This is a genomic window from Novosphingobium sp. BL-S-19 (assembly GCF_055521675.1).
In genome coordinates this window covers 676,325-700,908 of record NZ_CM145498.1, presented here as the reverse complement: position 1 = coordinate 700,908, position 24,584 = coordinate 676,325, and the positions used below count along the sequence as shown (strand labels likewise).

General features: G+C 66.2%; 30 protein-coding genes. 6 read left to right on the top strand and 24 right to left on the bottom strand.

Features of this window, described 5'->3' with window-relative positions:
- Positions 1–93: 93 nt before the first annotated feature.
- From flhB to flgC, 5 genes are read right to left on the bottom strand one after another with little or no spacing between them, the layout of a single operon-like run.
- A complete protein-coding gene (gene flhB / locus ACZ1JV_RS11725) occupies positions 94–1,164 on the bottom strand; it encodes a flagellar biosynthesis protein FlhB (RefSeq protein ID WP_465136203.1) in 1,071 nt (356 codons plus the stop codon).
- A gap of 4 nt (positions 1,165–1,168) precedes the next feature.
- A complete protein-coding gene (gene fliR, locus ACZ1JV_RS11720) occupies positions 1,169–1,939 on the bottom strand; it encodes a flagellar biosynthetic protein FliR (RefSeq protein WP_465151688.1) in 771 nt (256 codons plus the stop codon).
- A gap of 6 nt (positions 1,940–1,945) precedes the next feature.
- Positions 1,946–2,209, bottom strand: a complete 264-nt coding sequence (locus ACZ1JV_RS11715) for a flagellar biosynthetic protein FliQ (RefSeq protein ID WP_465136205.1) — start codon at positions 2,207–2,209, stop codon at positions 1,946–1,948.
- A 22-nt stretch (positions 2,210–2,231) separates the two neighbouring features.
- Positions 2,232–2,567 carry a flagellar hook-basal body complex protein FliE gene (locus tag ACZ1JV_RS11710; protein WP_465136206.1) on the bottom strand — a complete coding sequence of 112 codons (336 nt, stop codon included), beginning with the start codon at positions 2,565–2,567 and terminating at the stop codon, positions 2,232–2,234.
- Positions 2,568–2,579: 12 nt separating this feature from the next.
- Positions 2,580–2,987 carry a flagellar basal body rod protein FlgC gene (flgC, locus tag ACZ1JV_RS11705; RefSeq protein WP_465136207.1) on the bottom strand — a complete coding sequence of 136 codons (408 nt, stop codon included), beginning with the start codon at positions 2,985–2,987 and terminating at the stop codon, positions 2,580–2,582.
- Between the two features lie 128 nt (positions 2,988–3,115).
- Here flgC and ACZ1JV_RS11700 point away from each other — a divergent pair, with 128 nt between their 5' ends.
- The 3 genes from ACZ1JV_RS11700 to fliP are packed head-to-tail and all read left to right on the top strand — an operon-like array spanning position 3,116 to position 4,431.
- Positions 3,116–3,349 carry a FliM/FliN family flagellar motor switch protein gene (locus ACZ1JV_RS11700; RefSeq protein ID WP_395328355.1) on the top strand — a complete coding sequence of 78 codons (234 nt, stop codon included), beginning with the start codon at positions 3,116–3,118 and terminating at the stop codon, positions 3,347–3,349.
- A 3-nt stretch (positions 3,350–3,352) separates the two neighbouring features.
- Positions 3,353–3,664 (top strand): flagellar biosynthetic protein FliO, encoded by a 312-nt coding sequence (locus ACZ1JV_RS11695; protein ID WP_465151687.1) that lies wholly within the window; start codon positions 3,353–3,355, stop codon positions 3,662–3,664.
- Positions 3,661–4,431: a flagellar type III secretion system pore protein FliP gene (gene fliP / locus ACZ1JV_RS11690; protein WP_465151686.1), complete on the top strand. Its 771-nt coding sequence runs from the start codon at positions 3,661–3,663 to the stop codon at positions 4,429–4,431. The genes ACZ1JV_RS11695 and fliP overlap by 4 nt, the downstream gene beginning before the upstream one ends.
- 129 nt (positions 4,432–4,560) lie before the next feature.
- On the opposite strand, the gene ACZ1JV_RS11685 is transcribed toward fliP, so the two are convergent.
- From ACZ1JV_RS11685 to motA, 13 genes are read right to left on the bottom strand one after another with little or no spacing between them, the layout of a single operon-like run.
- Positions 4,561–5,256: a PilZ domain-containing protein gene (locus tag ACZ1JV_RS11685; protein ID WP_465136210.1), complete on the bottom strand. Its 696-nt coding sequence runs from the start codon at positions 5,254–5,256 to the stop codon at positions 4,561–4,563.
- Between the two features lie 28 nt (positions 5,257–5,284).
- Positions 5,285–5,722, bottom strand: coding sequence for a hypothetical protein (locus tag ACZ1JV_RS11680; RefSeq protein WP_465136211.1), 438 nt, complete (start codon positions 5,720–5,722; stop codon positions 5,285–5,287).
- A gap of 40 nt (positions 5,723–5,762) precedes the next feature.
- Entirely contained in the window at positions 5,763–6,626 is an 864-nt protein-coding gene (locus ACZ1JV_RS11675; RefSeq protein WP_465151685.1) for a flagellar motor protein MotB, read from the bottom strand.
- 10 nt (positions 6,627–6,636) lie between these two features.
- Positions 6,637–6,918, bottom strand: coding sequence for a hypothetical protein (locus tag ACZ1JV_RS11670; protein WP_465138593.1), 282 nt, complete (start codon positions 6,916–6,918; stop codon positions 6,637–6,639).
- Positions 6,919–6,964: 46 nt separating this feature from the next.
- The gene (locus ACZ1JV_RS11665) at positions 6,965–7,495 is read right to left on the bottom strand and encodes a chemotaxis protein CheD (RefSeq protein ID WP_465151684.1); all 531 of its coding nucleotides are present in this window, start codon (positions 7,493–7,495) and stop codon (positions 6,965–6,967) included.
- 4 nt (positions 7,496–7,499) lie between these two features.
- Positions 7,500–7,889 carry a response regulator gene (locus tag ACZ1JV_RS11660; protein ID WP_465136214.1) on the bottom strand — a complete coding sequence of 130 codons (390 nt, stop codon included), beginning with the start codon at positions 7,887–7,889 and terminating at the stop codon, positions 7,500–7,502.
- A gap of 15 nt (positions 7,890–7,904) precedes the next feature.
- On the bottom strand, positions 7,905–8,966 hold the full coding sequence (locus ACZ1JV_RS11655; protein ID WP_465151683.1) for a protein-glutamate methylesterase/protein-glutamine glutaminase: 1,062 nt from the start codon (positions 8,964–8,966) through the stop codon (positions 7,905–7,907).
- Positions 8,963–9,841 (bottom strand): CheR family methyltransferase, encoded by an 879-nt coding sequence (locus ACZ1JV_RS11650; protein ID WP_465151682.1) that lies wholly within the window; start codon positions 9,839–9,841, stop codon positions 8,963–8,965. The genes ACZ1JV_RS11655 and ACZ1JV_RS11650 overlap by 4 nt, the downstream gene beginning before the upstream one ends.
- The gene (locus ACZ1JV_RS11645; protein ID WP_465136217.1) at positions 9,838–10,329 is read right to left on the bottom strand and encodes a chemotaxis protein CheW; all 492 of its coding nucleotides are present in this window, start codon (positions 10,327–10,329) and stop codon (positions 9,838–9,840) included. The genes ACZ1JV_RS11650 and ACZ1JV_RS11645 overlap by 4 nt, the downstream gene beginning before the upstream one ends.
- Positions 10,326–12,578: a chemotaxis protein CheA gene (locus tag ACZ1JV_RS11640; RefSeq protein WP_465151681.1), complete on the bottom strand. Its 2,253-nt coding sequence runs from the start codon at positions 12,576–12,578 to the stop codon at positions 10,326–10,328. The genes ACZ1JV_RS11645 and ACZ1JV_RS11640 overlap by 4 nt, the downstream gene beginning before the upstream one ends.
- Positions 12,575–12,940 (bottom strand): response regulator, encoded by a 366-nt coding sequence (locus ACZ1JV_RS11635; protein WP_395328388.1) that lies wholly within the window; start codon positions 12,938–12,940, stop codon positions 12,575–12,577. The genes ACZ1JV_RS11640 and ACZ1JV_RS11635 overlap by 4 nt, the downstream gene beginning before the upstream one ends.
- Positions 12,937–13,245, bottom strand: coding sequence for an STAS domain-containing protein (locus ACZ1JV_RS11630; RefSeq protein WP_465151680.1), 309 nt, complete (start codon positions 13,243–13,245; stop codon positions 12,937–12,939). Before ACZ1JV_RS11630 ends, ACZ1JV_RS11635 begins: the two co-directional genes overlap by 4 nt.
- Positions 13,229–14,113 carry a flagellar motor stator protein MotA gene (gene motA, locus ACZ1JV_RS11625; protein WP_395328393.1) on the bottom strand — a complete coding sequence of 295 codons (885 nt, stop codon included), beginning with the start codon at positions 14,111–14,113 and terminating at the stop codon, positions 13,229–13,231. Before motA ends, ACZ1JV_RS11630 begins: the two co-directional genes overlap by 17 nt.
- A 204-nt stretch (positions 14,114–14,317) precedes the next feature.
- On the opposite strand from motA, the gene flaF reads away from it, so the two are divergent.
- The 3 genes from flaF to ACZ1JV_RS11610 all read left to right on the top strand — a co-directional run bounded on the left by flaF (position 14,318) and on the right by ACZ1JV_RS11610 (position 18,228).
- Complete coding sequence (gene flaF / locus ACZ1JV_RS11620) at positions 14,318–14,698, top strand: flagellar biosynthesis regulator FlaF (protein ID WP_465136220.1); 381 nt, start codon at positions 14,318–14,320, stop codon at positions 14,696–14,698.
- Between the two features lie 225 nt (positions 14,699–14,923).
- Entirely contained in the window at positions 14,924–17,611 is a 2,688-nt protein-coding gene (locus ACZ1JV_RS11615) for a PAS domain-containing sensor histidine kinase (RefSeq protein ID WP_465151679.1), read from the top strand.
- Positions 17,608–18,228 (top strand): response regulator transcription factor, encoded by a 621-nt coding sequence (locus ACZ1JV_RS11610; protein WP_465151678.1) that lies wholly within the window; start codon positions 17,608–17,610, stop codon positions 18,226–18,228. Before ACZ1JV_RS11615 ends, ACZ1JV_RS11610 begins: the two co-directional genes overlap by 4 nt.
- 45 nt (positions 18,229–18,273) lie before the next feature.
- Here ACZ1JV_RS11610 and ACZ1JV_RS11605 read toward each other — a convergent pair whose 3' ends face one another.
- From ACZ1JV_RS11605 to ACZ1JV_RS11580, 6 genes are all read right to left on the bottom strand, one after another.
- Positions 18,274–19,740, bottom strand: coding sequence for an alginate export family protein (locus ACZ1JV_RS11605; protein WP_465151677.1), 1,467 nt, complete (start codon positions 19,738–19,740; stop codon positions 18,274–18,276).
- A gap of 299 nt (positions 19,741–20,039) precedes the next feature.
- On the bottom strand, positions 20,040–20,942 hold the full coding sequence (locus ACZ1JV_RS11600; protein ID WP_465136224.1) for a sigma-70 family RNA polymerase sigma factor: 903 nt from the start codon (positions 20,940–20,942) through the stop codon (positions 20,040–20,042).
- 179 nt (positions 20,943–21,121) lie between these two features.
- On the bottom strand, positions 21,122–22,132 hold the full coding sequence (locus ACZ1JV_RS11595; protein WP_465151676.1) for a peptidoglycan-binding protein: 1,011 nt from the start codon (positions 22,130–22,132) through the stop codon (positions 21,122–21,124).
- Positions 22,129–22,581 carry a hypothetical protein gene (locus tag ACZ1JV_RS11590; RefSeq protein WP_465151675.1) on the bottom strand — a complete coding sequence of 151 codons (453 nt, stop codon included), beginning with the start codon at positions 22,579–22,581 and terminating at the stop codon, positions 22,129–22,131. The genes ACZ1JV_RS11595 and ACZ1JV_RS11590 overlap by 4 nt, the downstream gene beginning before the upstream one ends.
- Positions 22,565–23,962, bottom strand: a complete 1,398-nt coding sequence (fliI, locus tag ACZ1JV_RS11585) for a flagellar protein export ATPase FliI (RefSeq protein ID WP_465151674.1) — start codon at positions 23,960–23,962, stop codon at positions 22,565–22,567. Before fliI ends, ACZ1JV_RS11590 begins: the two co-directional genes overlap by 17 nt.
- Before the next feature lie 9 nt (positions 23,963–23,971).
- Positions 23,972–24,439, bottom strand: coding sequence for a flagellar biosynthesis repressor FlbT (locus ACZ1JV_RS11580; RefSeq protein WP_465151673.1), 468 nt, complete (start codon positions 24,437–24,439; stop codon positions 23,972–23,974).
- Positions 24,440–24,584: the final 145 nt, after the last annotated feature.

Sequence of the window (24,584 nt, the reverse complement as noted above, 5' to 3'; positions counted from 1 at the left end):
TCGATTTCAGGGGCATCTTCATCACTGTCCTTATAGGAAGGTGGAACGGCGCCTTGGCGCGGGCCGTCGGCCTTTTTGCCGTCAGCAGCTCCGTCATCGGGCGCCTCGCTTGGCAAGGCGCATGACGTAGCCGATGATCTCGGCCACGGCGGCGTAGTGTTCGATCGGGATGGGCCGGTCGATCTCGACCGAGGCAAACAGCGCGCGGGCCAGCGGCGGGCTTTCGACGATGGGCACGTTCGCCTCTTTCGCGATCTCCCGGATCCGCAGCGCGATGGCGTCCACGCCCTTGGCGACGACCAGCGGCGCGGCCATCTGCCCGTGATCGTACTTCAGCGCCACGGCATAGTGCGTGGGGTTGGTGACGATCACGCTGGCAGTGGGCACCGCCGCCATCATGCGCTGGCGCGAACGCTGCCTCTGGATCTGGCGGATCTTGCCCTTGATCTTGGGATCGCCCTCGCTCTGCTTGTGCTCGTCCTTCACTTCCTGAAGCGACATGCGCATGCGCTGGAAGAAGGACCGGCGCTGGTAGAAGAAGTCGGCCATGGCCAGCACCGCCACGGATAGCGCCGCGGCACGCACCGCCTCGAACACCAGCGTGCCGGCTGCATGGGCCAGCGCGCCGGGGGTGTAGCCAACCAGTTGGTCCAGCCCCACCATGCGCGGACGCAGCACCGTCATCACCACGAAGGCGATGCCGGCGAACTTCGCCAGCGTCTTGCTGAATTCCACCAGCGATCGCTTGCCGAAGATGCGGCCCAGACCGGACATCGGATTGAACTTGGACCACTTGGGCGCCAGACGGTGCCAGCTGATCGTGAAGCGGCCCTGCAGGAAACCGATGCCCAGCGCGCAGCCCACCAGCACGGCCAGCACCGGCAGCAGCGACCAGAAGAAATGCAGCGCCAGCCCGGTCATCAGGTTCTGCGCGCCATCGGGATCCATGCGGAAATCATCCGCATTGCCCCAGAGGCGCACCAGCATCGTGCTCAGGCCCGCGAAAGCGCTGGCGCCCAGCCCGCCAGTGACGATCAGGCCGCCCAGCAGCATCGCCGCGTGGCGCATTTCGGGCGACATCGCCACTTCGCCGCGCTTGCGCGCTTCATCGAGGCGCTTGGGCGTAGCCTCGTGTGTACGTTGGTCCTTGTCGGTATCGGCCATGGCGTCAGAACTTCCATCCGTCCTGCATGAACGAGGTCATGGCGGTGGCGAAGGCGGTGAGCATGCTGCCCAGCACCACGCTGAAGACCGAGATGCCCAGCATCAGGTTCAGCGGCTGGGTGATGAAGAAAACCTGGATCTGCGGTGCCACGCGCGCCGAAAGGCCCAGCGCCAGATTGAACAGCGCACCGTAGAGGATCAGCGGCGCGGCCAGACTGATGCCCAGTGACATGGCCTGACCGGTCACATGCACGGCCAGCTGCGCGAAGTCCGCCGCCGGCGGCAGCCCGCCAACCGGGAAGGTGGAGTAGGACTGCACGATGCCGCCGATCCACAAGTGATGGACGCCCAGCGACATACAGACGATCAGCGCCGCCAACCCGAACAGCCGCGCCAGCAGCGGCGACTGTCCGCCCATGGACGGGTCGTTCACCAGGGCCGAGGACAGGCCCACTTGCTGCGTGACCATCGAACCGGCGATGGCGGCGGCGCTGAACATGATCTTGATGATGGTGCCGAAGGCCAGCCCCACCAGCATTTCGGAAATGACCAGGATCGGCAGGTCCGCCCCGCCCTTCACCGCCGGCGCCACATGCGGCGCCAGCAGGCCGTAGAGGCCCAGCGTCATGCCCAGCGCCATGACCAGGCGGATCTGCATCGGCACCGAATCCTCCGAAAAGGCCGGCAGCAGTATGATCACCGCCCCCACGCGCGTGAACACGATCAGGAAGGTCGCCACATCGATCGGCAACGCGGCAAGAACGGCGGCGTCCATCGCGGGCTATCCGGTCACGATGATGTCGGCAATGCGCTCCATGAACGCGGCAAGCGCATGGCCGATCATCGGCAGGGAGAGCAGCAGGACAGTGCCCAGCACCAGCAGCTTCGGCACGAAAGTCAGCGTCATTTCCTGCACTTGCGTCAGGGCCTGAAGCAAGCCGACGGTGACGCCGACGATCAGCCCGGCGATCAGCATGGGCCCGGCGATGGTCAGCACCAGCACCATTGCGGCGCGGGTCAGCTCGATGGCGGAAGCCGCATCCATGGCGCCCCCTCCCCTTTCTGGACTAGATCTGCATCCGCATGATTTCGGAATAGGCGTTGACCACCTTATCCCGCACCGAAACCACGGTATCCAGCGCCGTTTCGGCCGCGCCGATGGCGGTGACGACGTCGATCAGGTCACCCTTGCCGGCCACTTGCTTGGCGCTTTCGCTCTCCGCCGTGCGCAGCGCGCCGGCCGCGTTGCCGACCATCGATTCCACCATCGATCCAAAGCTGCTGCCGCCGCCGGCCGCGCCGGTGATCGAGGTGGAGGAATCGTCCGAAGCGCCCGACGAGGGCGCAGTGGTCTTGATCGCGCGGCCATAGGCGGCCGCGGCGTCGAGGGCTCCGATTGCCATGGAGAGTGTTCCTTACTTGAGCAGGTCGATCGTGCGCATGGTCATGCCGCGCGCGGATTCGATGGCGTTGAGATTGGCTTCGTAGGACCGCTGCGCCGCCTTCATGTCGGCCGCTTCGATCAGCGGGTTGACGTTGGGCTGCTCGATATAGCCGGCCGCATCCGCCGCCGGGCTGTTCGGCTGGTAGACGCGGGTGAACTGGCTCTGGTCGCCCTCAATCGATTTGACGCCCACTTTGGTGGCGCCAGTGGCGCGATCGACTTCGGCCGCGAACGTGGCGACGCGGCGGCGATAGGGATCGCCGCCCGGCGTGGTGGCCACCGAGTCCGAGTTGGCGAGGTTTTCCGCGATCACGCGCATACGCAGCGACTGTGCGCGCAGGCCCGAGGCCGAAACGTCGATCGAGTCTTGCAATTCCATCGTCTTAGCTCCCCTGTCCGCAGGTCCACCTGCGGTGCAGACAGCTTCCTTATAGGCATTTTTTGCCTAGTTCGGATCACTCCTATATTTTTCTTTCCTATAACGAGGGCGAAAGGAGACGCACTGCGATGTCCGTCCTCGAAGGAATTCCCATCGACCTGCAGATCGTGCTGGGTTCAACCAGCATTCCCATCCGTCAGGTGCTGAAAATGAGCCGTGGCGCGATGATCCCGCTGGACTGCGGGCACAGCGATCCCACCCGCGTCTATGTGAACGACGAACTGGTGGCCGAAGGCAAGATCCTGGTGAATGGAGAGCATATGTCGCTCGAAATCACCAAGGTCGTCCAGCGCGAGCGCTGAGCGGTGGAGATCCTCGCCGTATTGCGCACGCTGGGGGCGCTGGGCGTTGTGCTGGGCATCCTGGTCGGCGCGCTCTGGGTGGTGCGCCGCTATGATCTGCGCCTGCCGCAGAAGTGGCTGGCCAATCTGGGCGACAAGGACACCCCGCGCCGGCTGGAACTGGTGGAGCGCCTGTCGCTCGATCCGCGCCGCCAGATCGTGATGATCCGCCGCGACTACAAGGAAATCAGCCTGCTGATTGCGCCTGAGGGCGTGATCATGCTGGATTCGGCACCGTGCAGCGGTTCCGTGCGAACAAAGGATATCGCTGAATGAACCGGCGTTTCGCTCTTGCCGCGGCGCTGGGCTGCGCCGCGATCGTTGCCCTGGTGCCCGAACTGGCGATGGCCAAGGCAGCCGCCGCCGCGCCCGACGCGCTGGGCGGTCTTGGTGGCGCCAGCGGCGGTGCGGTGTCGGGCCGGGTGATCCAGCTGGTCCTGCTGATGACGGTGCTGAGCCTTGCGCCCGGCATCCTGATGACGATCACCTCGTTCACCCGCATCGTCGTTGCGCTCTCGCTGCTGCGTTCGGGCCTTGGCGCGCAGGGCGTGCCGCCGAACCCGGTGATCATCAGCCTGGCGCTGTTCCTCAGCTTCTTCGTCATGGCGCCGACTTTCGACGCCGCGTGGAAGGATGCCATGGTCCCGTACAACCAGGGCCGCATCAACGAGACGCAGGCACTGGAAGCAGGCTCCAAGCCGTTCCACACCTTCATGCTGAAGCAAGTGCGGGACGAGGACGTGAAGCTGTTCGTCTCGCTCTCCGGCAAAGTCCCCGCCTCTCGCGAGGCGCTGCCGATGTCGACCCTGATGCCGGCGTTCATGATCTCCGAACTGCGCCGCGCGTTCGAGATCGGCTTCCTGCTGCTGCTCCCGTTCCTGGTCATCGACCTTGCCGTGGCGGCCGTGCTGATGGCCATGGGCATGATGATGTTGCCGCCGGCGACCATATCCCTGCCGATGAAGATCATCTTCTTCGTGCTGGTGGATGGCTGGGCACTGGTGGCGGGTTCCCTGGTCAAAAGCTTCGGTGGCCCGGGTTAAAACCGAGGTGCGCCTTCGACATTCGTCGAAGGCTTGCGCCACCGGCCCACTCCCCCACCCGATCTGCCACAACAGTGTATCCTGGATGGGAGGTCGGGTGGGGGAGTGGGCCGGTGCCGCATTCGGCCATCAGGCCGACGTACCGAAACGCGCACGCATATCGAGGAGCCAAGGGCCAAGGTCGGCAAAGGAGATGGGTTCGAGGAACACGAGCCCGCAGGAATCCTCGCCGACCCAGCGCACCGCAGCCTCGCGCTCGCCAAGGCCGGGGATGGAAACGCCCAGCAACTGGTCACGCGGCATGGCGCTGGCAACGGTGACGCGGGCCCCGCCCTGCGAGATGTCGACCAGACGGGCCGGATGGCGATAGCCGACCACCAGCAGCGCCACCGGGCAATCGGTGGTAAAGCGCGGGCCACGCGCGATGCCCTCGATGCCGGTGCGCATCGCCGCGTGGGCCAGCAGTTCGGGCACGTCGACGCGGCCGTCGAACGCCACGCCGATCCGTCCGGCGCGGTTCCAGCGCACGGTTCCGGCCAGCGTATCGCCGGCTTTCAGCGTCACCTCCACCGCTTCGTCGACGATGAAAGTGCCGTGGACTTCGGCCATCATGCCGGTTTCGGAGATGTTGCGCACACGGCACAGCGTCTCGCGGTTGCCCGCGGCCAGCTTGCCGATCAGCAGGATCGTGGTGACGCGCGGGGCGCGGGCGACCAGATCGCGGGACGTCAGTTCGGGGCCGGAAGGGTCGAACGACGGCGATGCCTCTAGCCCGCCGGACAATTCGCCGGCGGCACCAAGGCGGTAGGAAGGCGGCAACGACATGGGGGCTCGTTTCCTTGGTGCTTGCAGGTCAGATCGGCGCGGCCTGGGTGATCACGGCGCGGCGCACGATGTCTGGTCCGTAGACTTCGCGCGCGGCGTCCATCATCACCCGGCGAAACAGGTCCAGATTGGGGATCATCCCATCCGGCCCGCTGGCCAGCGGTTGGCGATAGCTGCGCATGTTGACCGCGTTCAGCAGCACCGGCAGTTGCTGCGTCACTTCCGCGGCCTTGCCCTGCGGCACTTCCAGCTGGCATTCGAAAGAGACATAGCCGGAAAGGCGGCCATCCGCGAATGTAACTGGCGCCAGAATGGTTCCGGTTGCCACGAATTCGCTGGCCTCGCGCGGCTTGGGAATGCCGGGCAGCAATTGCGGCGCGAAATGCACCACGGCGAAGGCCGCGCCGCCGCCGATGGCCGTTCCGCCAACCAGCGCCGCGGCCGCGATCATGATCTTTCTGATCACCTGATGCTCCAAATCTGCATGTGTCTGCCCCGGTTCATCATCAGAACTGGAAGCTCGCGTCCTGCGGCAGAGCCGAAGGCTCGGCCATCACGACGATGGTGATGCGGCGGTTCTCGGGCCGCTCGGGATGGTCGGGGTAGACCGGCTCGGTTCCCGCCTTGGCCACCACTTCGGCGAAGCGGTCTGCCGGCAGGCCTGCGTCCACCATCGCCGCGCGCGCGGCCAGCCCGCGCTGGGCGGAAAGCGACCAGTTGGCCTCGCTCTGCCCGCCGGTGGAATCGGTATGCCCTTCGATGGCGATCTGCGCCCCGGTGCCCGCCAGCTTGCGGGCGATGCGCACCAGCATGTCGCGCGCATAGGCGTTGAGCTGGGCAGTGCCGCCCTTGAACATCGAACGGTCTGCCGTGTCGACCAGGTGGATGCGCATCCCGTCGCGCGAGGGTTCGACATCGACGTTGCGCTTGCCCTGCGTGGGATCGACCGGCTGCTCCAGCGAAAGCTGCATTTCCTGCGCCATCACCCGCAGCGCCGCTTCCGGCACATTGGCCGTGCCGCCGCGCGCCGCGCCCTTGACGCCGGCTTCGGCGGACGGTTCGCCCACGGCCTTTTCATCTTCCGACTGCGCCTTGCGGCTGTGGCCGCCAAGGCCCGGCTGCGGACCGGGATTCTGGGTCAGCGCCGAAGGCACGGCATCGCGATCGGCGGCGGGCGAGAAGTATTCGGCCAGCCCCTTCAGCTGCTGCTTGTCCGGATTGGCGAGGAGCCAGAGCAGCATGAAGAAGGCCATCATCGCGGTCACGAAGTCGGCATAGGCCACCTTCCACGCGCCGCCGTGGTGCGCGTGCTTGGCATGTTTCTTGACCTTGCGGATGACGATCGTCGCATCGCCGTGCCCCTGCGCCACCGGCCGCTCCTCAGTCGAAAGCGGCGCGAAGCCGCTCTTGCATCACGTTGAGCCGCACTTGCCCCAACGCCTCGCCCAGCGCCGATCCACCGGCCATCCGGTCGAGCAGCGCCGCGCTCTCGTCCACGTGCTGGACGATGAGGTCGAAGGCCTGAAGCTGGTCGAGATAGTCGGTCACGAACCGCTCGTCGGACACCAGCACGCCGGCCAGTTCCTCCAGCAGTTCGCGCGCCACGCGCATCTCCTGCGCGATCGCCTGGCACAGCGAGGCTCCGTGGCCTTCCAACATCATCGTCACTTGGTCGCTTCCCCTGTAGTCGTTTTGTGCCCCGACATGGTCAGAACAGTTCGAGTTCGCCGGTGCGCTGCGGCGCCGCGACCGGTGCCGGCCTGACGATCACCGGCAATGGCTCGTCCTTGACCGTCTTCGCCCGCACGCGGCCCTCGAAAGGCATGAATTCCACCTTGCGCGCCTGCGTGCCGCCAAGATCGCAGTGGTCGAGAGGGATGCTCTCGGTCCGCAGGAAATTGCGCGCAAATTCGCCGTTCTTGGTGCCGATGCCGCCAAGCCCGGCGACGATGTTCGCGCCGCCGTAAAGGTGGCAGCGCAGCCGCGAACGCTGGGCCCCGCGCTGCATCAGCGCATTGATCAAAAGCTCCATCGCGTGAATGCCGTAGCGCTGCATTTCCGTGGGCGAGACCGGGCTGTCGGCGCCCGGCTCCCCCAGCAGGAAATGGTTCATGCCGCCCACGCGCGCCACCGGGTCCTGCAGGCAGGCGGCGACGCACGATCCCAGCAGCGTGGAGATGACCACGCCCTGCTGGTTGGCGACATGATATTCGCCCTGAACGATGGCGACCCGGCGCATCGGTTCAGACGAGCTCGCCGAAGACGCGCTCGATCTTTTCCTTCAGCGCGGCCGGCGCGAAAGGCTTGACCACGTAGTTGTTGACGCCCAGCGCGGCCGCCTTCTGGACCACTTCCTTGTCGGCCGATCCCGTGAGCATGATGAACACGGTCTTCCCGATCACCGGATCCTGTCGCACCGCTTCCAGGAACTCCAGCCCGTCCATTTCGGGCATGTTGTAGTCCGAGATGATCAGATGGACCCGGTCCGCCTTGACCGCGGCCAGAGCCTCGGTCGCGGCGCCCTTGTCGCGAATGTCCTTGAAACCCAGATCCTGCAGGGCGCGACGGATCATCGCGCGCATGCTCGTCTGGTCGTCGACCACCATTACCTTGATTGCAGCCGCTGCCGGCATTTGACCCGCTCCAAATTACCGCCGGCAGGCCCCGAGGATCGCCTCGGGGAGTGCCGACAAATTCACTTCCTTCTCGACCGCGCCCAGCTCGAAAGCCGCGCGCGGCATGCCGTAGACCACGCAGGTCTCCCGGCTCTGGCCCAGCGTGCGCGCACCAGCTGCGCGCATTGCCGCCAGTCCCGCGGCCCCGTCCGAACCCATGCCGGTGAGGATGACCCCCACCGCGCGCGAGCCCATCTTGGAAACCGAGTGGAACAGCACATCCACCGAAGGCCGATGGCCGCCGACGGGATCGCTCTCGATCAGCCGCACATGGCCGCTGGTCCCGCCAACGAGTTCCATGTGGTGGCTGCCGCCGGGCGCGAGGTAGACGGTGCCGCGCTTCAGCTGCATGCCGTCCTTCGCCTCGACCACGGTGACGCGCGCCTCACGGTCCAGCCTTGCAGCGAAACCGCCGGTGAAGATCGCCGGCATGTGCTGGACAACCAGCACTGGCGGGCAATCGACCGGCAAGGCGCCGATGATCGAAAACAGGGCTTCGACGCCGCCGGTGGAGGCGCCGATGGCGATGACCACGTCGCGCATCGGCCCCGCAGAGGGCGCCGGTGCCGGCGCGGCCTGTCCGGGGCGCGGCGCCGCCGGACGGGCAACCGCCGCGCGGACCGACGATCTTGCCGCCGTGCGCACCATCTTGCGCAGCAGCGCACCGTCCTGCGCGATCTCCAGCGGATTGCCCGAAGGCTTGGCGATGCAGTCCACCGCGCCCAGGCGCAGCGCCTCGATCGTGGCTTCGGTGCCCCGCGCGGTCAGCGTGGAGCACATGACCACCGGCATCGGCCGCAGGCGCATGATGCGTTCCAGGAACGATAGCCCGTCCATCCCGGGCATCTCCACGTCGAGCGTGACGACATCGGGGTTGAGCGCCTTGATCATTTCCCGCGCCGCGTGCGGTTCGGGGGCCTGGCCGACCACCTCGATCATCGGATCGTGATTGAGCAGCTTGGTCAGCAGCGCCCGCATCGCCGCGCTGTCGTCGACGACGACGACGCGGACCTTCTCGTTCGTAGCGTCCGTCATGCCGCACCTGCCCCGTCGATCCGCGCATAGGCGGTCTGGGCGACCGGCTTCATGCGGGTGGCAGCGGGGCCGATCAGGCGTTCGGAATGGCCGATGTAGAGCGTGCCGCCGGGGTGCAGCATCTCCACGAGACGCGCCTCCAGCTCGGCCTTGGCGGTATCGTCGAAATAGATCATCACGTTACGGCAGAAAATCACATCGTACTTCTGGCGCATGGGCCACTTGTCGAAGAGGTTGAGCACGCGCGCGGCCACCAGCTTGCGCAGCGGTTCGGCCACCACGTTGTATCCGGTGCCCGCCGGCTTCAGCCAACGCTGGCGGTAGGCGGCCGGAATCGGCTCCACCGCACTGTCCGGATAAGTCGCCAGCGAGACCGCCTCCACCACCGGGGGCGAGATGTCGGTCGCCAGCAGACGCACGTCGCCCTGTTCCAGCCACGCCGCGCTCGCCTGGCTTTCGCCGGCAAGGCACATGGCGATGGTGTAGACTTCCTCGCCGCTGGAACAGCCGGCCGACCAGATGCGCACTTTCTCGCCCCGGCGCGCACGCTCCTGCAGCTGCGGCAGCACGTGGCTGCGCAGATGATCGAAGTGATGCGCCTCGCGGAAGAAGTGCGTGTGGTTGGTGGTCAGCGCCACCACCATGGCATGCCGCTCCTGCGCATCGCGCTGCACCAGCGAGACATAGTCGGCAAAGCTGCTCAAACCGTGTTCGCGCAGGCGACGGCTGAGGCGCGAATGCACCAGCGTCGTCTTCGCCTCTACCAGATGGATGCGTGCCTCCCGCTGCATGATCGCGGCGATCTCGCGGAACTGCGCGGGGCGCAGCTCCGCGTTCGCCGTGAGCGTGCCGGCAGAGGCCAGTTCGGTGCTCACGCAGCCAGTTCCGGGATATGGCGCGTCAGGCTCAGCGCTTCGAGGTCGAGCAGCAGGCACATGGCTTCGGGGTTCGAGGCATCAGAGGTGCGACGCTCGATCTTCACCAGACCGGCAATGGCGCTCTGTTCGTTGACTTCGGTATCCGGCGCGGGCTGGATCTCGCTGCCCTTGATCGAGACGATGTCCTGCACTTCGTCCACCAGGAAGCCGGCATTGCGGCCGCCGATGGTGACGACCAGCACGCAGGAACGGGCATGAAGCACGCTCGGCTCCCAGCCCAGACGTTCGGACAGGCCGACGATCGGGATCACCGAACCGCGCAAGTTGGCAACGCCCAGCACATAGGACGGCACGCTGGGCAGCGGCGTCGGCGCTTCCCACTCGCGGATCTCGATCAGCGAGGCCATCTCGATGCCGAAAAGCTGGTTGCCCAGCGTGAAAGTCACGATCTTGCGTTCGTCGTTAGCAATCGCGTCGGTGCTCATGCCGCCAGTCCTTTCAGTGCAAATTTGGAAGCGCCGCCGGTCGCGACCAGCGCGTCGATGTCGAGGATCAGCGCGATGGCGCCGTCGCCCAGGATGGTTGCGCCGCCCAGGCCCCGGATCGGGTGGAGGTTGTCCTCCAGGCTCTTGATCACGACTTCGCGGCGGTTATCGATCGTATCGACCATCAGGCCGACATGGCCCGCCGTCTCGCTTTCGACGATGATGACCAGCGAGTCCTCGGGCGGACGGGTGGAGCGCGCGCCGAACATCTCGCCCACGCGGCGTACCGGCAGGTACTGGCCGCGCAGCTCGATCACTTCGGAGGTGGGCGACGTGGCCTGAACCTGCCCCGGTTCGGGCTGGACGGTCTCGATCACATTGGCCAGCGGCAGCACGAAGCGCTGGTCGCCCAGGCGCACGATCATGCCGTCCAGAATGGCCAAGGTCAGCGGCAGCGCCATCGAGAAGGTGGTCCCCTCGCCCGGCACCGAGGTGATTTCCAGTCGGCCGCCCAGCGCCTCGACGTTGGAACGCACCACGTCCATGCCGACGCCGCGGCCGGAAATGTTCGAGATGGTTTCCGCCGTGGAGAAGCCCGGCGCGCAGATCAGGCTGTCGATCTCTTCGTCCGAAAGCTGCGCGTCGGCGGCGATGATGCCGCGCTGCACGGCGATGGAACGCACGCGTTCGCGATTGATGCCGCGGCCGTCGTCACGCACCTTCACCAGGATGCGGCCGCCCTTCTGCTCGGCGGACAAGTGGATCGTGCCTTCGGCGGACTTGCCGGCGGCAAGGCGATCCTCGGGCATTTCGATGCCGTGATCGACCGCGTTGCGGATCATGTGCGTCAGCGGATCGCCGATCTTCTCGATCACGCCCTTGTCGACTTCGGTCATCTCGCCGATCGTCTCAAGCACGACCTTCTTGCCGGTTTCGGCGGCCAGATCGCGGAGCATACGCGGCACGCGCGAGAACGCCTGCTTGATCGGCTGCGCACGCAGCGACATCACATTGTCCTGAATCTGACGCGTGAGGCGCGAGAGTTCGGGCAGTTCGACGCGTTCCTGATCGGCGGGCGAAAGGCGGTCCGACAGGATCGAGCCGCGGATCACCAGTTCGCCGACAAGGTTCAGAAGCTGGTCCAGCTTGCCCAGATCGACGCGGATCGTCTGCGCGACTTCGACTGCCTGTTTCGGTTCGGACTTGGGTGCCTCCGCCTTCTTCGGCGCTGCCGCCACGGGCGCAGCGACCGGCGCGAGGATAGGTGCCGGCTCGACCGGCAGCGGCAGTTCCGCCACCATGTCGTCCAGCACGACCGCGATCGGCTCGAACCCGAAGGGATCGGCCTCGGCAACAACCTCAGCCACGACAGGCGTTTCGGGCACCACCGGCGCGACCGCTTCGGCCTGCGTAACCTCGATCAGCGAATCCGGCGCCACGAAATCGAAGCAGTCGCGAATGTCGCGTTCGTCCACGCTGGCGGGAAGCGTCAGCGTCCAGATGAAGTAGCTGTCCTCGGGATCGAGTTCGGCCAGTGGCGGCAATGCATCGGCATCGATGCCGACGACTTCGCCGCCCATCGATTCCAGCTCGCGGATCACCAGCAGCGGTTCGCCGCCATTGGCCATGGCCGCGCGCGAGGGGCCGAAACGCACGGTCCAGCCTGCCGGTTCGGCCGGGGCTGCGGGCGCATCGAAATCGTCGAGCACAACGGCCACTGGCTCGAAGCCGAAAGGATCGAAGTCCGCGTCCAGATCGACGATCGGCGCGGCCACCGGCACGAAGCCGAATTCGTCTTCCGCTGCGGCGACGGGTTCCGGCACCGCGACAGGTTCAGGCGCAGCGGCCGGTGCGGCACCAGCGCCGCCATTGGCCAGGATCGCGTCGAGTTGTTCCAGCATGTGCCCGTCGGCCGGCGTATCGCCGCCGGTCTGTGCAGCGGAAACGTGGTCCGACAGAATATCGAAGGCACCCAGCAGGCACTGGGTCACCTCGGGCGTCGGCGCGATGCGGCCGGCGCGCACTTCGTCCAGCACGTTCTCGAACCGGTGCGAAAAGCCCAGCAGCGCGGTGTGCCCGAACGCGCCCGATCCACCCTTGATCGAGTGGACGGCGCGGAACACGCCGGCGATCACGCCCGCCGAAGTATCGCCGGCGGCCATGGCGGACAGGCCTTCCTCGGCCATCGCCAGACCTTCGGCGCACTCCTCGAAGAAGATCGCCTGGATTTCGTCGAGTTCGTCGCTCACGGGCAGACGCGGCGGATCGCCGCCCCCAGACGGTCTGCGTCGAAGGGCTTGGTGATCCAGCCGGTGGCCCCGGCCTCACGGGCGCGGGTCTTCTTCTCGTCCGAGAATTCGGTCGAGAGCACCAGGATCGGCGTGCCCTTGAACTCGCTGGTCTTGCGCACGGCCTCGATCAGTTCGAACCCGTCCATCTTGGGCATATTGATGTCGGTGATCAGCAGGTCCGGCTTGACCTCATGCATGCGCTCCAGCCCGTGTTCGCCGTCATTGGCGCTTTCGATGCGGAAGCCCTGCGCGCTCAGCGATGCCTTCAGCAGCATGCGGATCGTGGCGGAATCGTCGACAGTCAGGATGAGTTTGCTCACGCGGGAAATTCCTCTTCAACAAGCCCCAGCGGCGCCGCCAGTCCGCAAGCGCGGACGCGGTCCACGAAGGGCCGGCTGGGATTGACGATGGCGAACGGACGGCCGCCGGCCTCCGCTTCGTTCCGGGCGGCGAGAAGCAGCTGGAGCACAGCCTGCCCCACCGATTCCACGTTTCCGGCATCGATCTGGATGGTGCCGACGGCGGCGACCAGACGGTCGCGCAAGTCTTCGGCGGTAACGGTGGATGCGTGCGTCGGCAGCGCCAGCACGCCTTCTTCAGTTGCGACTTCAGGCTGGCTTGGCATTAAGCTGGTCCTTCACTTCGTCGAGCGCGGTTTCGAGCTGGGTGAACGTGGGCGCATAGGGCGACGGCGTCATGCGGCGCGCCAGTTCGATCGCCACTTCGGTGGGCTGACCCTGCGCGTGGCCGATGATCGCGGTCTTCACGATCAGGTAGGGCTTGAAGTCCTCATCGATCACCTGATGCAGCTTCTGCGCGATCGGGCCGACCAGGCAGTAGGCCAGCAGAACGCCCAGGAACGTGCCGACCAGCGCGCCGCCGATCATCGCGCCCAGGATTTCCGTGGGCTGGTCGATCGAGCTCATGGTCTTGATCACGCCCAGAACGGCGGCGACGATGCCCAGCGCGGGCAGGCCGTCGGCCATCATCTGCAAGGCGGTTTGCGGGGCCAGTTCCTCGGCATGGTGGCGTTCGATATCGCCTTCCATCGCTTCGGCCAGCTGGTGCGGATCCTCGAAGTTGACGGTCATCATGCGCAAGTAGTCGCAGATGAATTCGACCAGGCCCTTGTCCGCCAACAGGTTCGGATAACGCTTGAACAGCTCGCTCTCTTCCGGCTGGTCAAGGTGCGGTTCGATGGCGTTGGCGCCGCTCTTGCGGAAGGTCGCCAGCAGGGTGAACAGCAGCGCCAGCAGATCGCGGAAGTCGGTTTCCTTCCAGTGCGATCCCTTGAACACGCGGATCACGCCCTTCCAGGCCTTCTTGCACGTCTCTACCGAGTTGCCGAGGATGAAGGCGCCGATGGCGGCGCCGGCGATCGCCATCATTTCATGCGGCAGGGCATGGAAGATGACCATGATATTGCCGCCCGACATCAGGAAGCTGCCGAAGACGCACAGCAGGATGACGACAAGGCCGATGGCGTTGAGCATGAATGGATCCGCGAATGGTGAATGGCGTAAGGCCGTATGCCGTGATTATAGGAAAAAGATCGCAGCCCCCGGATGCGGCGCACCGCTTTTTGCAGGAGAGGCCCCTCAACATGGCATCGGGAGAGCATGACGCGACCGTTCGCGGCAATTCCGTCCTATATTTGAGGGGCGCCCATCGGCGCGGACGATTTCGTTGGAGCCACCATGTCGATCAATGCCTATCGCCGTGTGCAGGAGGTCGCCGCCTCGCCGCGGAGCACCGAGTACCGGTTGATGACCCAGGTCACCGCGGAAATGATCGCGGCACGCGACGCGGGCCTGAAGGGTTCGCAACTGATGCCCGCCCTGCACCGCAACCGCGTGGTCTGGAGCACTTTCGCAAACCTTTGTGCAATACCGGGAAATCGCCTTCCCGACGACTTGCGGGCCACGATCATCTCGATCGGCCTGTGGGTCGGCAAGCATACGTCGGGGGTGATGAGCGGGCGATCCGCCATCGACGATCTGATCGAGGTGAACCGCGCGATTCTCGACGGCCTTTCGAACGAGAACGGGCGCGTCGGCCAGGCTGCCGTCCTGCGCTGAAAATCGGCGGCCTTAGTCACAGTTTTTAGAAACTGATTTTCAACCGGTTATCCGCAATGCGGGGGTCATGCCTTGGCTCCCGCGCACCCTGTCTATTTACAATCACGCACGAAGCGATAATGCGACCCTCGCCTTCGAGCCTGAGTTTCTAGGCACAGACAGCGGACCCGGATGCAGGAATTGAATCCACCGCCGCCGCACCCGGGCGGGTCGCCTCCAGCCAACTTGGCATCGACCATTCCAGCCCTTGTCGCGGTGGCGCAAGTCATCGGCGCGATTGTCCTTTTGGGCTGGTTCTCGGGGAACCTGGGCCTGACCGGACAGCCGGCCACCGGCTATCTCATGCAGCCGCTGACGGCGGTTTCCTGCATGGCGATCGGCATGGCCGTATGGGCAACCGCGCGCGGCCACCGTTCCGCTGCCCGCGCCATTCTGGCGATTCCGGTGCTTATAGGACTGGTCGCGCTGATAGAGGAGGCCTGCGGCCGCAACCTCGGGCTGGACCTGCTGCTGTTTCCCGATGCCGTCGGCATGCAGCCGCGCCATGCGCCGGGCCGCCCCGGCGTATTGCCCGCTGTGGCCATTCTGTTGCTTGCCATGGGCACTTACTCGGTGGCTGCGCCCTACCGCGCGGTGCGCCGCATCACCGTGACCTTCGCCTGCGTCGCCATCGCCGTGGCGGGCATCGCCGGCACCCTGCTGCCGGCCGGCGTCAGTCTTCCGGACATGGAAACGCGCCACGCACTGATGTCGGTGCCGACGATGCTTTCGGTCGGCGCGCTGGCACTGGCCATCATCCTGCTCCGCCGCGAATATGCCTGGCCGGTGAAGCCGCTGTGCGGTTTCAGCGCCTCCACGCTGCAATGGACGCTGGGGCTGTCGGTGGCGCTGCCGGTATCCTCTGCGATCATCCAGTTCTGGGCACGCAAGCACACCGGCCTTGCGCCGGAAACCGTGGTGATCTTTCTGGCGGCGCTACAAGTGACGGCATCCTGCGCGCTGATCGCCTGGGCGTGGCTGCGCATCGGCCGCGAAAGCAACGCGCGCTGGGCGATCAATGTCGCGCTCGATTCCGCGCCGATCGCCATCACCGACCTGGAAGGGCGGATCCTGCGCTGGTCGGACGGCGCAGCCCGGCTCTATGGCTGGACCGCCGAACAGGCAATGGGGCTGGACAAGCACGCGCTGACCGGCGCCACCAAAGTCGCCGGCCGCGATTACGAACGCACCCACGCCCTGGCTCCGGAAGAGACCGAACTGGACGAAATGCGCAGCGACGGCACCCGCCTGCGCGTGTTCGAGACGCGCCAAGTGGTGCAGCCGCGCAGCGACCTGCCGCCGATGGTCGTCCTGTCGATGACCGACGTCACCGCGCGCCAGCGGGCCGAACAGGCGATGCTGGCCAGCGAGGCCCGGCTGGCGCTGGCGGTGGACCTCCACGGGCTGGGCATCTTCGAATGGTCCAGCGAGGACGACCGCTTCTGCTTCCACGGTCAGGCCGAAACGCTGTTCGGCATCGCGCCGGGCACGTTCCCCGGCGGCGTCGAGGACTGGCGCCGGCATCTGGCCGACGCCTTCGACCGCAAGGTGGGCCCGCCGACGGAATGGCTGCCCGGGCGCTATGCCTTCCGCCTGCAGGCCCGCGATGCCGACCAGCCGCGCGTGATCGAAGGTACCGTGCTGATCCACAGCGACACGGCCACCGGCGCGCTGGGGATGATCGGCATCGTCATGGACGCCACCGAGCGCGAACAGCGCGCCGAAATGCTGGAATCGCGCGAATCCGAACTGCGCTCGATCCTGGAAACCGTGCCGGAAGCGATGATCACCATCGACGAGCATGGCCAGGTTCGCAGCTTTTCGGCCACTGCCGAAGCCCTGTTCGGCTATGCCGCCGGTGAAGTGCTGGGCGAAGATATCCGCCTGGTCCTGCCGCAATACTTCCATCAGGCGGCCGAGCCGGACGCCCAGCCCAACAAGGCGGAGCGCTGGCAGAACCGTCCGACGCGCACGCGCATCACCGCAGGGATCGACCGCGCCGGCAATCAGGTGCCGGTCGAACTGGCCGTGGGCGCCGCCAATATCGGCAACGAGCAGATTTCCATCGCCTTCGTGCGCAACTTGCGCGAGCAGTTGGATACCGAGGCACGCATCCACGAACTGCGCGAACAGTTCCTCCACGCCTCCCGCGTCAGCGCCATGGGCGAAATGAGCGCGGGCCTTGCGCACGAATTGAACCAGCCGCTGACCGCCACGTCGAACTTCCTCGGCGCGATCGAACTGCAATTGCAGCGCGAATGGCGGCAGGACCAGCTGCGCCGCCTGCTGCGCCTCGCCAGCCAGGAAGTGCTGCGCGCGGGCGATATCATCCGCCGCATGCGCGCCTTCGTCTCCAAGGGGGAGATGGACATTCGCGCCGAGCCGCTGGACGATCTGGTCGCCGATACGCTGCAACTGACCCGCGCGCGCAGCCGCGCGCCGGGGGTGCGGCTGGACTATCGGCCCAGCGTCGCCACCTCCGGCGCTTCTCCGCTGGTGCTGGCGGACCGCATTCATATCCAGCAGGTGCTCGTCAACCTGATCAACAATGCCTTCGACGCGCTGGAAGCGCACGAGGTGCCGACGCCGGCCGTGACCATCACTACCCAACGGGCGGGCGGGCAGGCTGGTGAGAGCCTGATCACCATCCGCGTCGTGGACAATGGCCCGGGCTTTCCCGAGCAGGTCATCAATCGTCCGTTCGAGGCTTTTGCCTCGACCAAGGCCAACGGCATGGGCTTGGGCCTGTCGATCTGCCGCCGTATCGTGGAAACGCATGGCGGCACCCTGTCGCTGCGCAACATCGAAGGCGGCGGCGCGGCGATCGAGTTCACCTTGCCGACTTACTGCGAGCAGGAGATGAAGGCCGGATGACCACGCGGCGGATCTATATCGTCGATGACGATTACGCGGTGCGCACTTCGCTGGAGTACCTGCTGTCGTTGATCGTCGACAGCCGCATCACCTGCTTCGAATCCGGCGACGCCTTTCTGGAGGCCGCTCCCTCGCTGGAACCCGGCTGCCTGCTTCTCGACTTGCACATGCCCGGCACGCCCGGCCTGCAAGTGCTGGCCGCGATCGGCGACGCCCCCTCGCGCTTCGTGCCGATCGTGCTGACCGGCGAAGGTGACGTTTCGGTGGCGGTGCAGGCGATGAAGCTGGGCGCGGCGGACTTCATCGAAAAGCCCTGCGATCACCTGAAGCTGATCGCCGCGCTGGAAGCCGCGTTCTCGCACCAGGCCGCGTCGCGCGCGGCGGCGCAGCGCAAGGAACAGGCGATCACCATGCTGGAGCAATTGTCTCCGCGGGAACGCGATGTGCTGATGGGGCTGATCGAAGGGCAATCGAACAAGGTGATCGCGCACGATCTGGATATCAGCCCGCGCACGGTGGAGATCTATCGCGCCAAGCTGATGGAAAAGCTGGGCGTGCGCAGCCTGTCCGAAGCGCTGCGCATCGCCTTTGCCGCCGGTCTGGTACCGATGGACTGAGTATTCGGGAGCGGCCCGGAATTCTGGCAACCGCTCCCGCTATCTTCAAAAATCGAAATACATGTCGAAGTAGCCGTACTTCGTGTCGCCCGTCTGCGGCGCATTGGGCGCGTCGTTCAGGAACCGGCCCTTGTCGAGATAGGCGACGCCGGTATCGAAGTGCAGCACGTTCGGCACCAGCGTGCGGCGGTAGCGGAAATCGAACTGGTTGCCGGCGAAGCGACCGCTCTCGCCGCTCGCATCCTTCACGCTGGTGGACGCGAATGTATCGGTGCGCGAGGCCAGCCATAGCGCGCGATAGGTGAACATCACGTCCGACTTCTTATCAGGCTTGGCCTCTGCCCGCACGCCGCCCGAAAGCAGGTTGGAGCGTCCCACCGGACCATAGAGCGCGGTCGGCCCGAAATCGAACCGGCGCGCGCCGTAAAGCGTATCGAAGCGGTTGTAGGTCTTCGATCCGGCCTGATCGCCGCTGGCAAGGTCGAACAGGGCCGAAAGGCGCGGCTGCCAACCAGTCTTGAAGGTCTTCCCCGCTTCCGCGTGGATCAGGTAGGCAGAGACCTGCACGTCCTTCAGGTCGGTGGCCGCCGTGGTCAAGCGGGTCGATCCGAACTGGTAGGCCCCCTCCAGATCGTAATCGAGCTTCCCGGCCTTGGGCTTGCGGTAGAAGCGCATGCCGGGGGTGAACAGGTGGCGGTTTCGGGTCAGCACATCGGGGCTGTCGCGTTCATCCAGGCCGAAGCCGTAGAATTCCATCACGCCGCCGAATACGCCCGCCTTGGTGAAGTGCGCGCCCCAGAGCTGGAGATCGGTGCTCTCCCGGTCCCACACCACCTTGTTGTCGTGGATGCCGTCCGGATCGTCGGGCAGGCGCTGTTGCGGCATCGACCAGAGCGCGATCAGCTGGTCGCCATTGCCGCCCTTCCACACGAAGTTCACGCCGGTATAGGCATTGGTCGAATTGCGGAACTGCTGGCGGGCGACCAGACGGCGCGAACCGATGTTCATCGTGAAGCGGCCCGCCGTCAGCTTCGCCTCGCCCCTGGTGCCGGTCTTGAAATCCAGCCCGACATAGGCCTGCACCAGTTCCATTGCGTTGACTTCGGTGGTGCCGGCCGATGAATTGTCATGCTCGCCATAGGCGCGCGCGTCCCACAGTTCGCCGCCGATGCGGAAAGGGCCGCCATCGTATTCGACCGCCAGCGTGGTCTTCAGCGAGAACATCACGTCGTCCTCCGCCACCTTCGGGCGGAACTGGCCGTCGATCCCCTCGACACGCGCGCGCACGCCGCCGGTGATGGTCAGGCCGTCCGGCCCGCCGATCGCCTGCTTCAGCAGACCGTCATCGCCGTCTGCGGCAAGGGCGGTGCCGGAAGTGCCGGCCAGCAGCGCCGCCGCGCCGATCAGAGCGCCCGCTCCGCATGCGGCGCGGCGCAGACGCCGTTTCGCAGTCGGAACGATCGCCGGGGTTGTCCCGTAGGCGATGGCCGGGTGGCCGCTAGAACGGATCATGATTACGTTGAAACTCCCTCACTCGCGTCCGGCACCAGTTGTCTGGTTTCGCGCCGGGCTAACCGCAATCTAGCATCGATTGCAGAGGTTCGAACGAACATCGGGGAATTTTCGGAGATTTTGCGGCGAAAATCGCCAGCGGGAAAATTCCGCGCGCAAACGCAAACGGGAGAAGACGCCGCGGCATCTTCTCCCGGAAGCCTCGCATAAGGCTGCGGCGAAACGCCGGCCTGCGAGGTGGTGCGACCCGATTGCCCCGCCCAAGAGAGCGGGCGGAGCAGGCGAGTTTCCTTGTAATCTTAGTGGGCGGAGAGCAGTTGGCCGTATTCCGCCATCATCGCAAAGCGCGGATCGAGCCCGGCCAGTTCGCACATCGTGCGCGCGGCACGCTTGGCGATCTGCCGCGCACGTTCGCGCAGCAGGCCCGTCTCGTCGTCGAACAGGTCCCCCGGCACCAGATCGAACAGGCGGTTTTCAACCACCTGGCGATTGTGGCGCAGGCGTTCTTCCAGTTCGGCGAGGTCGGCCGGATCGATCGGCGCGCTCTCGGCGCGCCATACGCGGCGGGCCTGGCGGTCGGCCGGCGTCGCCTCGGCCACGTCGCCGCCTTCGACCACGGCCTTGCGGCCCTTCTTCGGCCGGGCCTGACGGCGCAGGCGATCCATCCCGATCTTGCGCAGATGCTCGATATAGGTGTCGGTCAGCGAGAGCATGGCTTCGCGGGCCAGATAGTCCGACGCTGCCGATTCCGTGCGCGGCAGGGCGTCCTCGTCCTCGATCGAGGCGACGATGGAAATTTCCTCGCCATCCTCGCCCATGCCGACCGCGTCTAGCGAGACGGTCACCGCCTCCACCTTCTTCGCCGAGGGCCGCTGGTCGGTCATCAGGCGAAAGCGCAGGCTCTGCAGCTCACCGCGGATCTGCCAGTTCACGAAGGTGGTGAACTGCGCCTTCTCCGGATCGTAAGCCTGAATGGCGCGATGAACGGCAATGGCGCAGGCCTGTTCGGCATCGTCCCAGTGGGCGGCAAGGCCATACTGGCGAATGAAGTGCCGGATGCGCGGTGCGATCAGGCGCAGGATATGCGCGAAGGCGCGGTCCACCTCGGCACGCTGACGTGCGCTAGGCGACTTGCCTTCGACAGGTGTATTGGCCTTCACGCCGGCCACGGCGGATTCCAGAGCAATAGTGATCTTCGACATGTTGAGCCCCCAAGCACCGGACGGACCGCACCCCTGCAGCCGCCGTCCTTCAACCAGTCCAATCTGTGCCCGGCATTCTTAACGCGTCATCAATCCTATAACAAGAAATCTTTTATCCTATATTTTTTGAAAGTTCCGCGACAGTCCGGAAAGCCTCGGCCAGTCGCGCGTAGAGCCCGTCAGGCCGCGAAAACCGCGGGTTTTATGGTGCGACCGACATAGTCCATCAACCACGAACGGTGCGCGGCAACCGCACTTCCGGCCGCTTCGATGCGACGATTCGCCTGTGCCGAGCCGATCTGCGCGTCGAGCAAGCGGCGCGCGCGCACCGGGTCCAGATTGCCGGTCAGGAAGCGCACAGCGTCTCCGCGCCCCAGGTGGTGGCCGATATAGGCGGTCTTCGCCAGATCCTCCACGCCCTCACCAATGCGCACGCCAGCGCGGCGCAGGCCGTCCAGATTGGCGCGGGCATAGTCGGCGGTGGTCTCGATGGCGGCCTGCGGGTCATAGCGCAGCGACAGCAGCTCCGCGCGGGCATCGCCGCGCACGTGGCCGCGATCGTCCAGCCAGCCATTGGCGCGGGCCGTGGCGTTGAGCCAGGTGCCTTCGCGTTCGGCCTCGCCTTCCCAGGTGCCGGAAAGAAACTGGCCAAGGCCGGCCGCGCTGGAACGCGGGTTACGCGAATAGGGCATCCAGCGACCCTCGCCGTCCTTTGCCGCTTCGGCATGGACGATCGTCGCCAGTACCGGCGCGGGAAGCCCGGTGCGCGAAGCGGCGGCGCTCAGCATCGGCGCGTAGCGAGCATTGGGCCCGTTGCCGAGCGAGAGCGAACCGACGCTCTCATTCGATCCATCGCCCTGCGAGCCGTCGCGCCGCTTGCCGTCGCCGGCATCGCTGGACATGTCGGACTGCCCATGTGCGTGCGGCACGATTGGCGCGGTCGGATTCTTGTCGCCTTCCAGCATGCCGATCAGCGCTTCAAGGCTGAAAGGCAGCCCGTGCCGGTCGGTGCCACGCGCGCCATCCGTCTGGGCATTGCCGTCGGAACTGCCGTCGCCCAGCGCCGCGCGCCAGAGCCGGTCGGACATCTCGCTGCGCGCCTGCGCATAGATCACGCGGGCCTTCTGCGCCGCGTCCAGCCCGCGCATCTGCGACGGCGTATGGGAAACCTGCCCGACCGGATCGCTCATGTGCGGTCCTCGCTCTGACCGGCTGCAGCCTGCGCGGCGCGGCGGGCCTTGATGAAGGCCAGCGCGGCGAGATCGTCGATCCCCGCCTGTTCGGCATTGGCCAGTGCCCGCTCGGCCTCCTGCCGGAAGGAGTCAGCGGCGCTTTCGATGGCGCGGAACGTGCCGAAGGCCTCCACCGCCTCTGCCCGCAGCGTTTCAAGCCGCGCGCTCAGCTCGGTCTGCAGGCCGGTAAGCTGGCGCCGCTCCGCCCTCAGGCGCGCGAAATAGCCATGAGAGGAATAGCCGAGATCAGCCCCCGCCAGATCGGCCTCGCGGCGCAAGGCCGCGCCGGTATCCGCCTGCGCCTGCTCCACGGCGGCGAGCACGCCCGCCTCGCGGCTGATGGCAACGCTCATCTCGTCGATCTCGCGCTGCTGCACGCGCAGCGCGGCGTCATACGGTGTCTGCACTGGAAGCCTCCATTTCCGGCTCCGCCTGAACCGGCGCCGTCGGTGCCGGTTCGCCCATGATTTCCGCCAGCGCCGCGAAACTCTCGTCCGCGTGGCCGCGCTCGTTCTTGCCCTGTTTCAACAGTTCCTCGATCCGGGGCGCGAGGGTGACGGCACGGTCCACCTGCTCGCTCGATCCGGCGCGATAAGCGCCAAGGCGGACCATTTCCTCCATGTCGCCGAACGTCGAAAGCTCCCGCCGCGCAGCAAGGCGCAGGTGGTTCTCGTCATCGCCCAAGGCATGGGGCAATGTGCGGGAGACGGACTTGAGCACGTCGATCGCCGGATAGCGGCCACGTTCGGCAATCTTGCGGGTGATCACCACGTGCCCGTCCAGAATGCCGCGCACGGCGTCGGCCACGGGTTCGTTGTGATCGTCACCATCCACCAGCACGGTGAACAGCCCGGTGATCGTCCCCTGCCCCGGCAGCCCCGGCCCCGCACGCTCCAACAGGCGCGGCAGTTCGGCGAAGACGGTGGGGGTGTAGCCCTTGGTGGCAGGCGGCTCGCCGCTGGCCAGGCCAATCTCGCGCTGCGCCATGGCAAAGCGCGTCACCGAGTCCATCAGGCACAGCACATTGAGCCCCTGATCGCGGAAATGCTCGGCCACGCTGAGCGTGGTCCAGGCCGCCTGACGACGCATCAGCGCCGGCTCGTCAGAGGTGGCGACGACGACGACGCTGCGGGCAAGGCCCTCCTCGCCCAGATCGTCCTGCACGAATTCCTGCACCTCGCGCCCGCGCTCACCGATCAGGCCGATCACCGCGACATCGCATTCGGTCCAGCGCGCCAGCATCGAAAGCAGCACCGACTTGCCGACGCCCGAACCGGCGAACAGGCCCAGTCGCTGCCCCTTGCAGAGCGGCGCGAAGATATCGAGCGCGCGCACGCCGGTGGAGAGGCAAGTGCCGACACGCGCCCGCGCCGATGCGGAGGGCGGAGAGGCCTTGATCTTGCGCAGGATCGCGCCCTGCGGCAGTGGCCCCTTGCCGTCCACCGGGCGGCCGAGGCCATCGACCATGCGGCCCAGCCACCCTTCGGATGGACGCAGGCCGAACTGGCTGGCGGAGAGATGGGCGCGAGAGCCGGTGGCGATGCCCTGCGGATCGCTGAACGGCAGGCAGTGGGCGATCCCGCGATCGAGGCCGGTGACTTCGGCCTCCACGGTCTCCGCACCGATGCCGCCGCCCTGCGCCTGAAGGCTGACGCGCGACCCGATCTGGGCGGCCCCGGCCAGCCCTTCCACCTCGATCAGCGCGCCGCGCACCGCGACCACGCGGCCATGCCGCTGGTCGGGTGTCAGCAGGCGCAAGCCTGCGGCAGCGGCAGCAAGACTGGCCATCGCGGCAGCTCAGGCGGCGGAAACGGGTTCGGCAGGCCTGCCGGCGGCCACCGCATCGGCGGCTTCACCAGCGGCTTCACCATCGGGCGCGAAGCGGGCCAGCGCATCGCTTTCGTAGGCGATCAGCCAGCGGCAATCAGCCAGCGCGGCGTAGAACTGGCCCACTGCGATCTTCTGGGCGAAGCGGATGCAGACGGCCTTGGCCTCATGCGATTCCAGCGCGACCATCAGCGCTTCCAGTCGTTCCAGAACGGTCTGCTGGTGGCGGGTGAGATCGGCCTCATCGATATAGGCCATCATGCAGGCGAAATAGAGCGCGCGTGCCGGGGTCACGGCTTCTTCGGGCTTCATCACTTCGCGGCCGCGCAGGATCGTGGCGGTGTTTTCCACCACCAGATCGGTGCGCGACTGCGCGCGCAAAACCGCGCCGTTGACGATCACCGGCTCGCCCTTCTTGAGCGAAATGCGAAGAGTCATGTGTGCAGCCCCCGAGACACTTTCCGAAATTATAGGATGAAGGATGTCATCCCGGTGACGGCGCTGCGGGTTTTTTCACGCACATCCGCACGGTTGAGGGTCGCTTTCATCCTACAATGGCTTGTCCATATGCCGGAACCGCCAT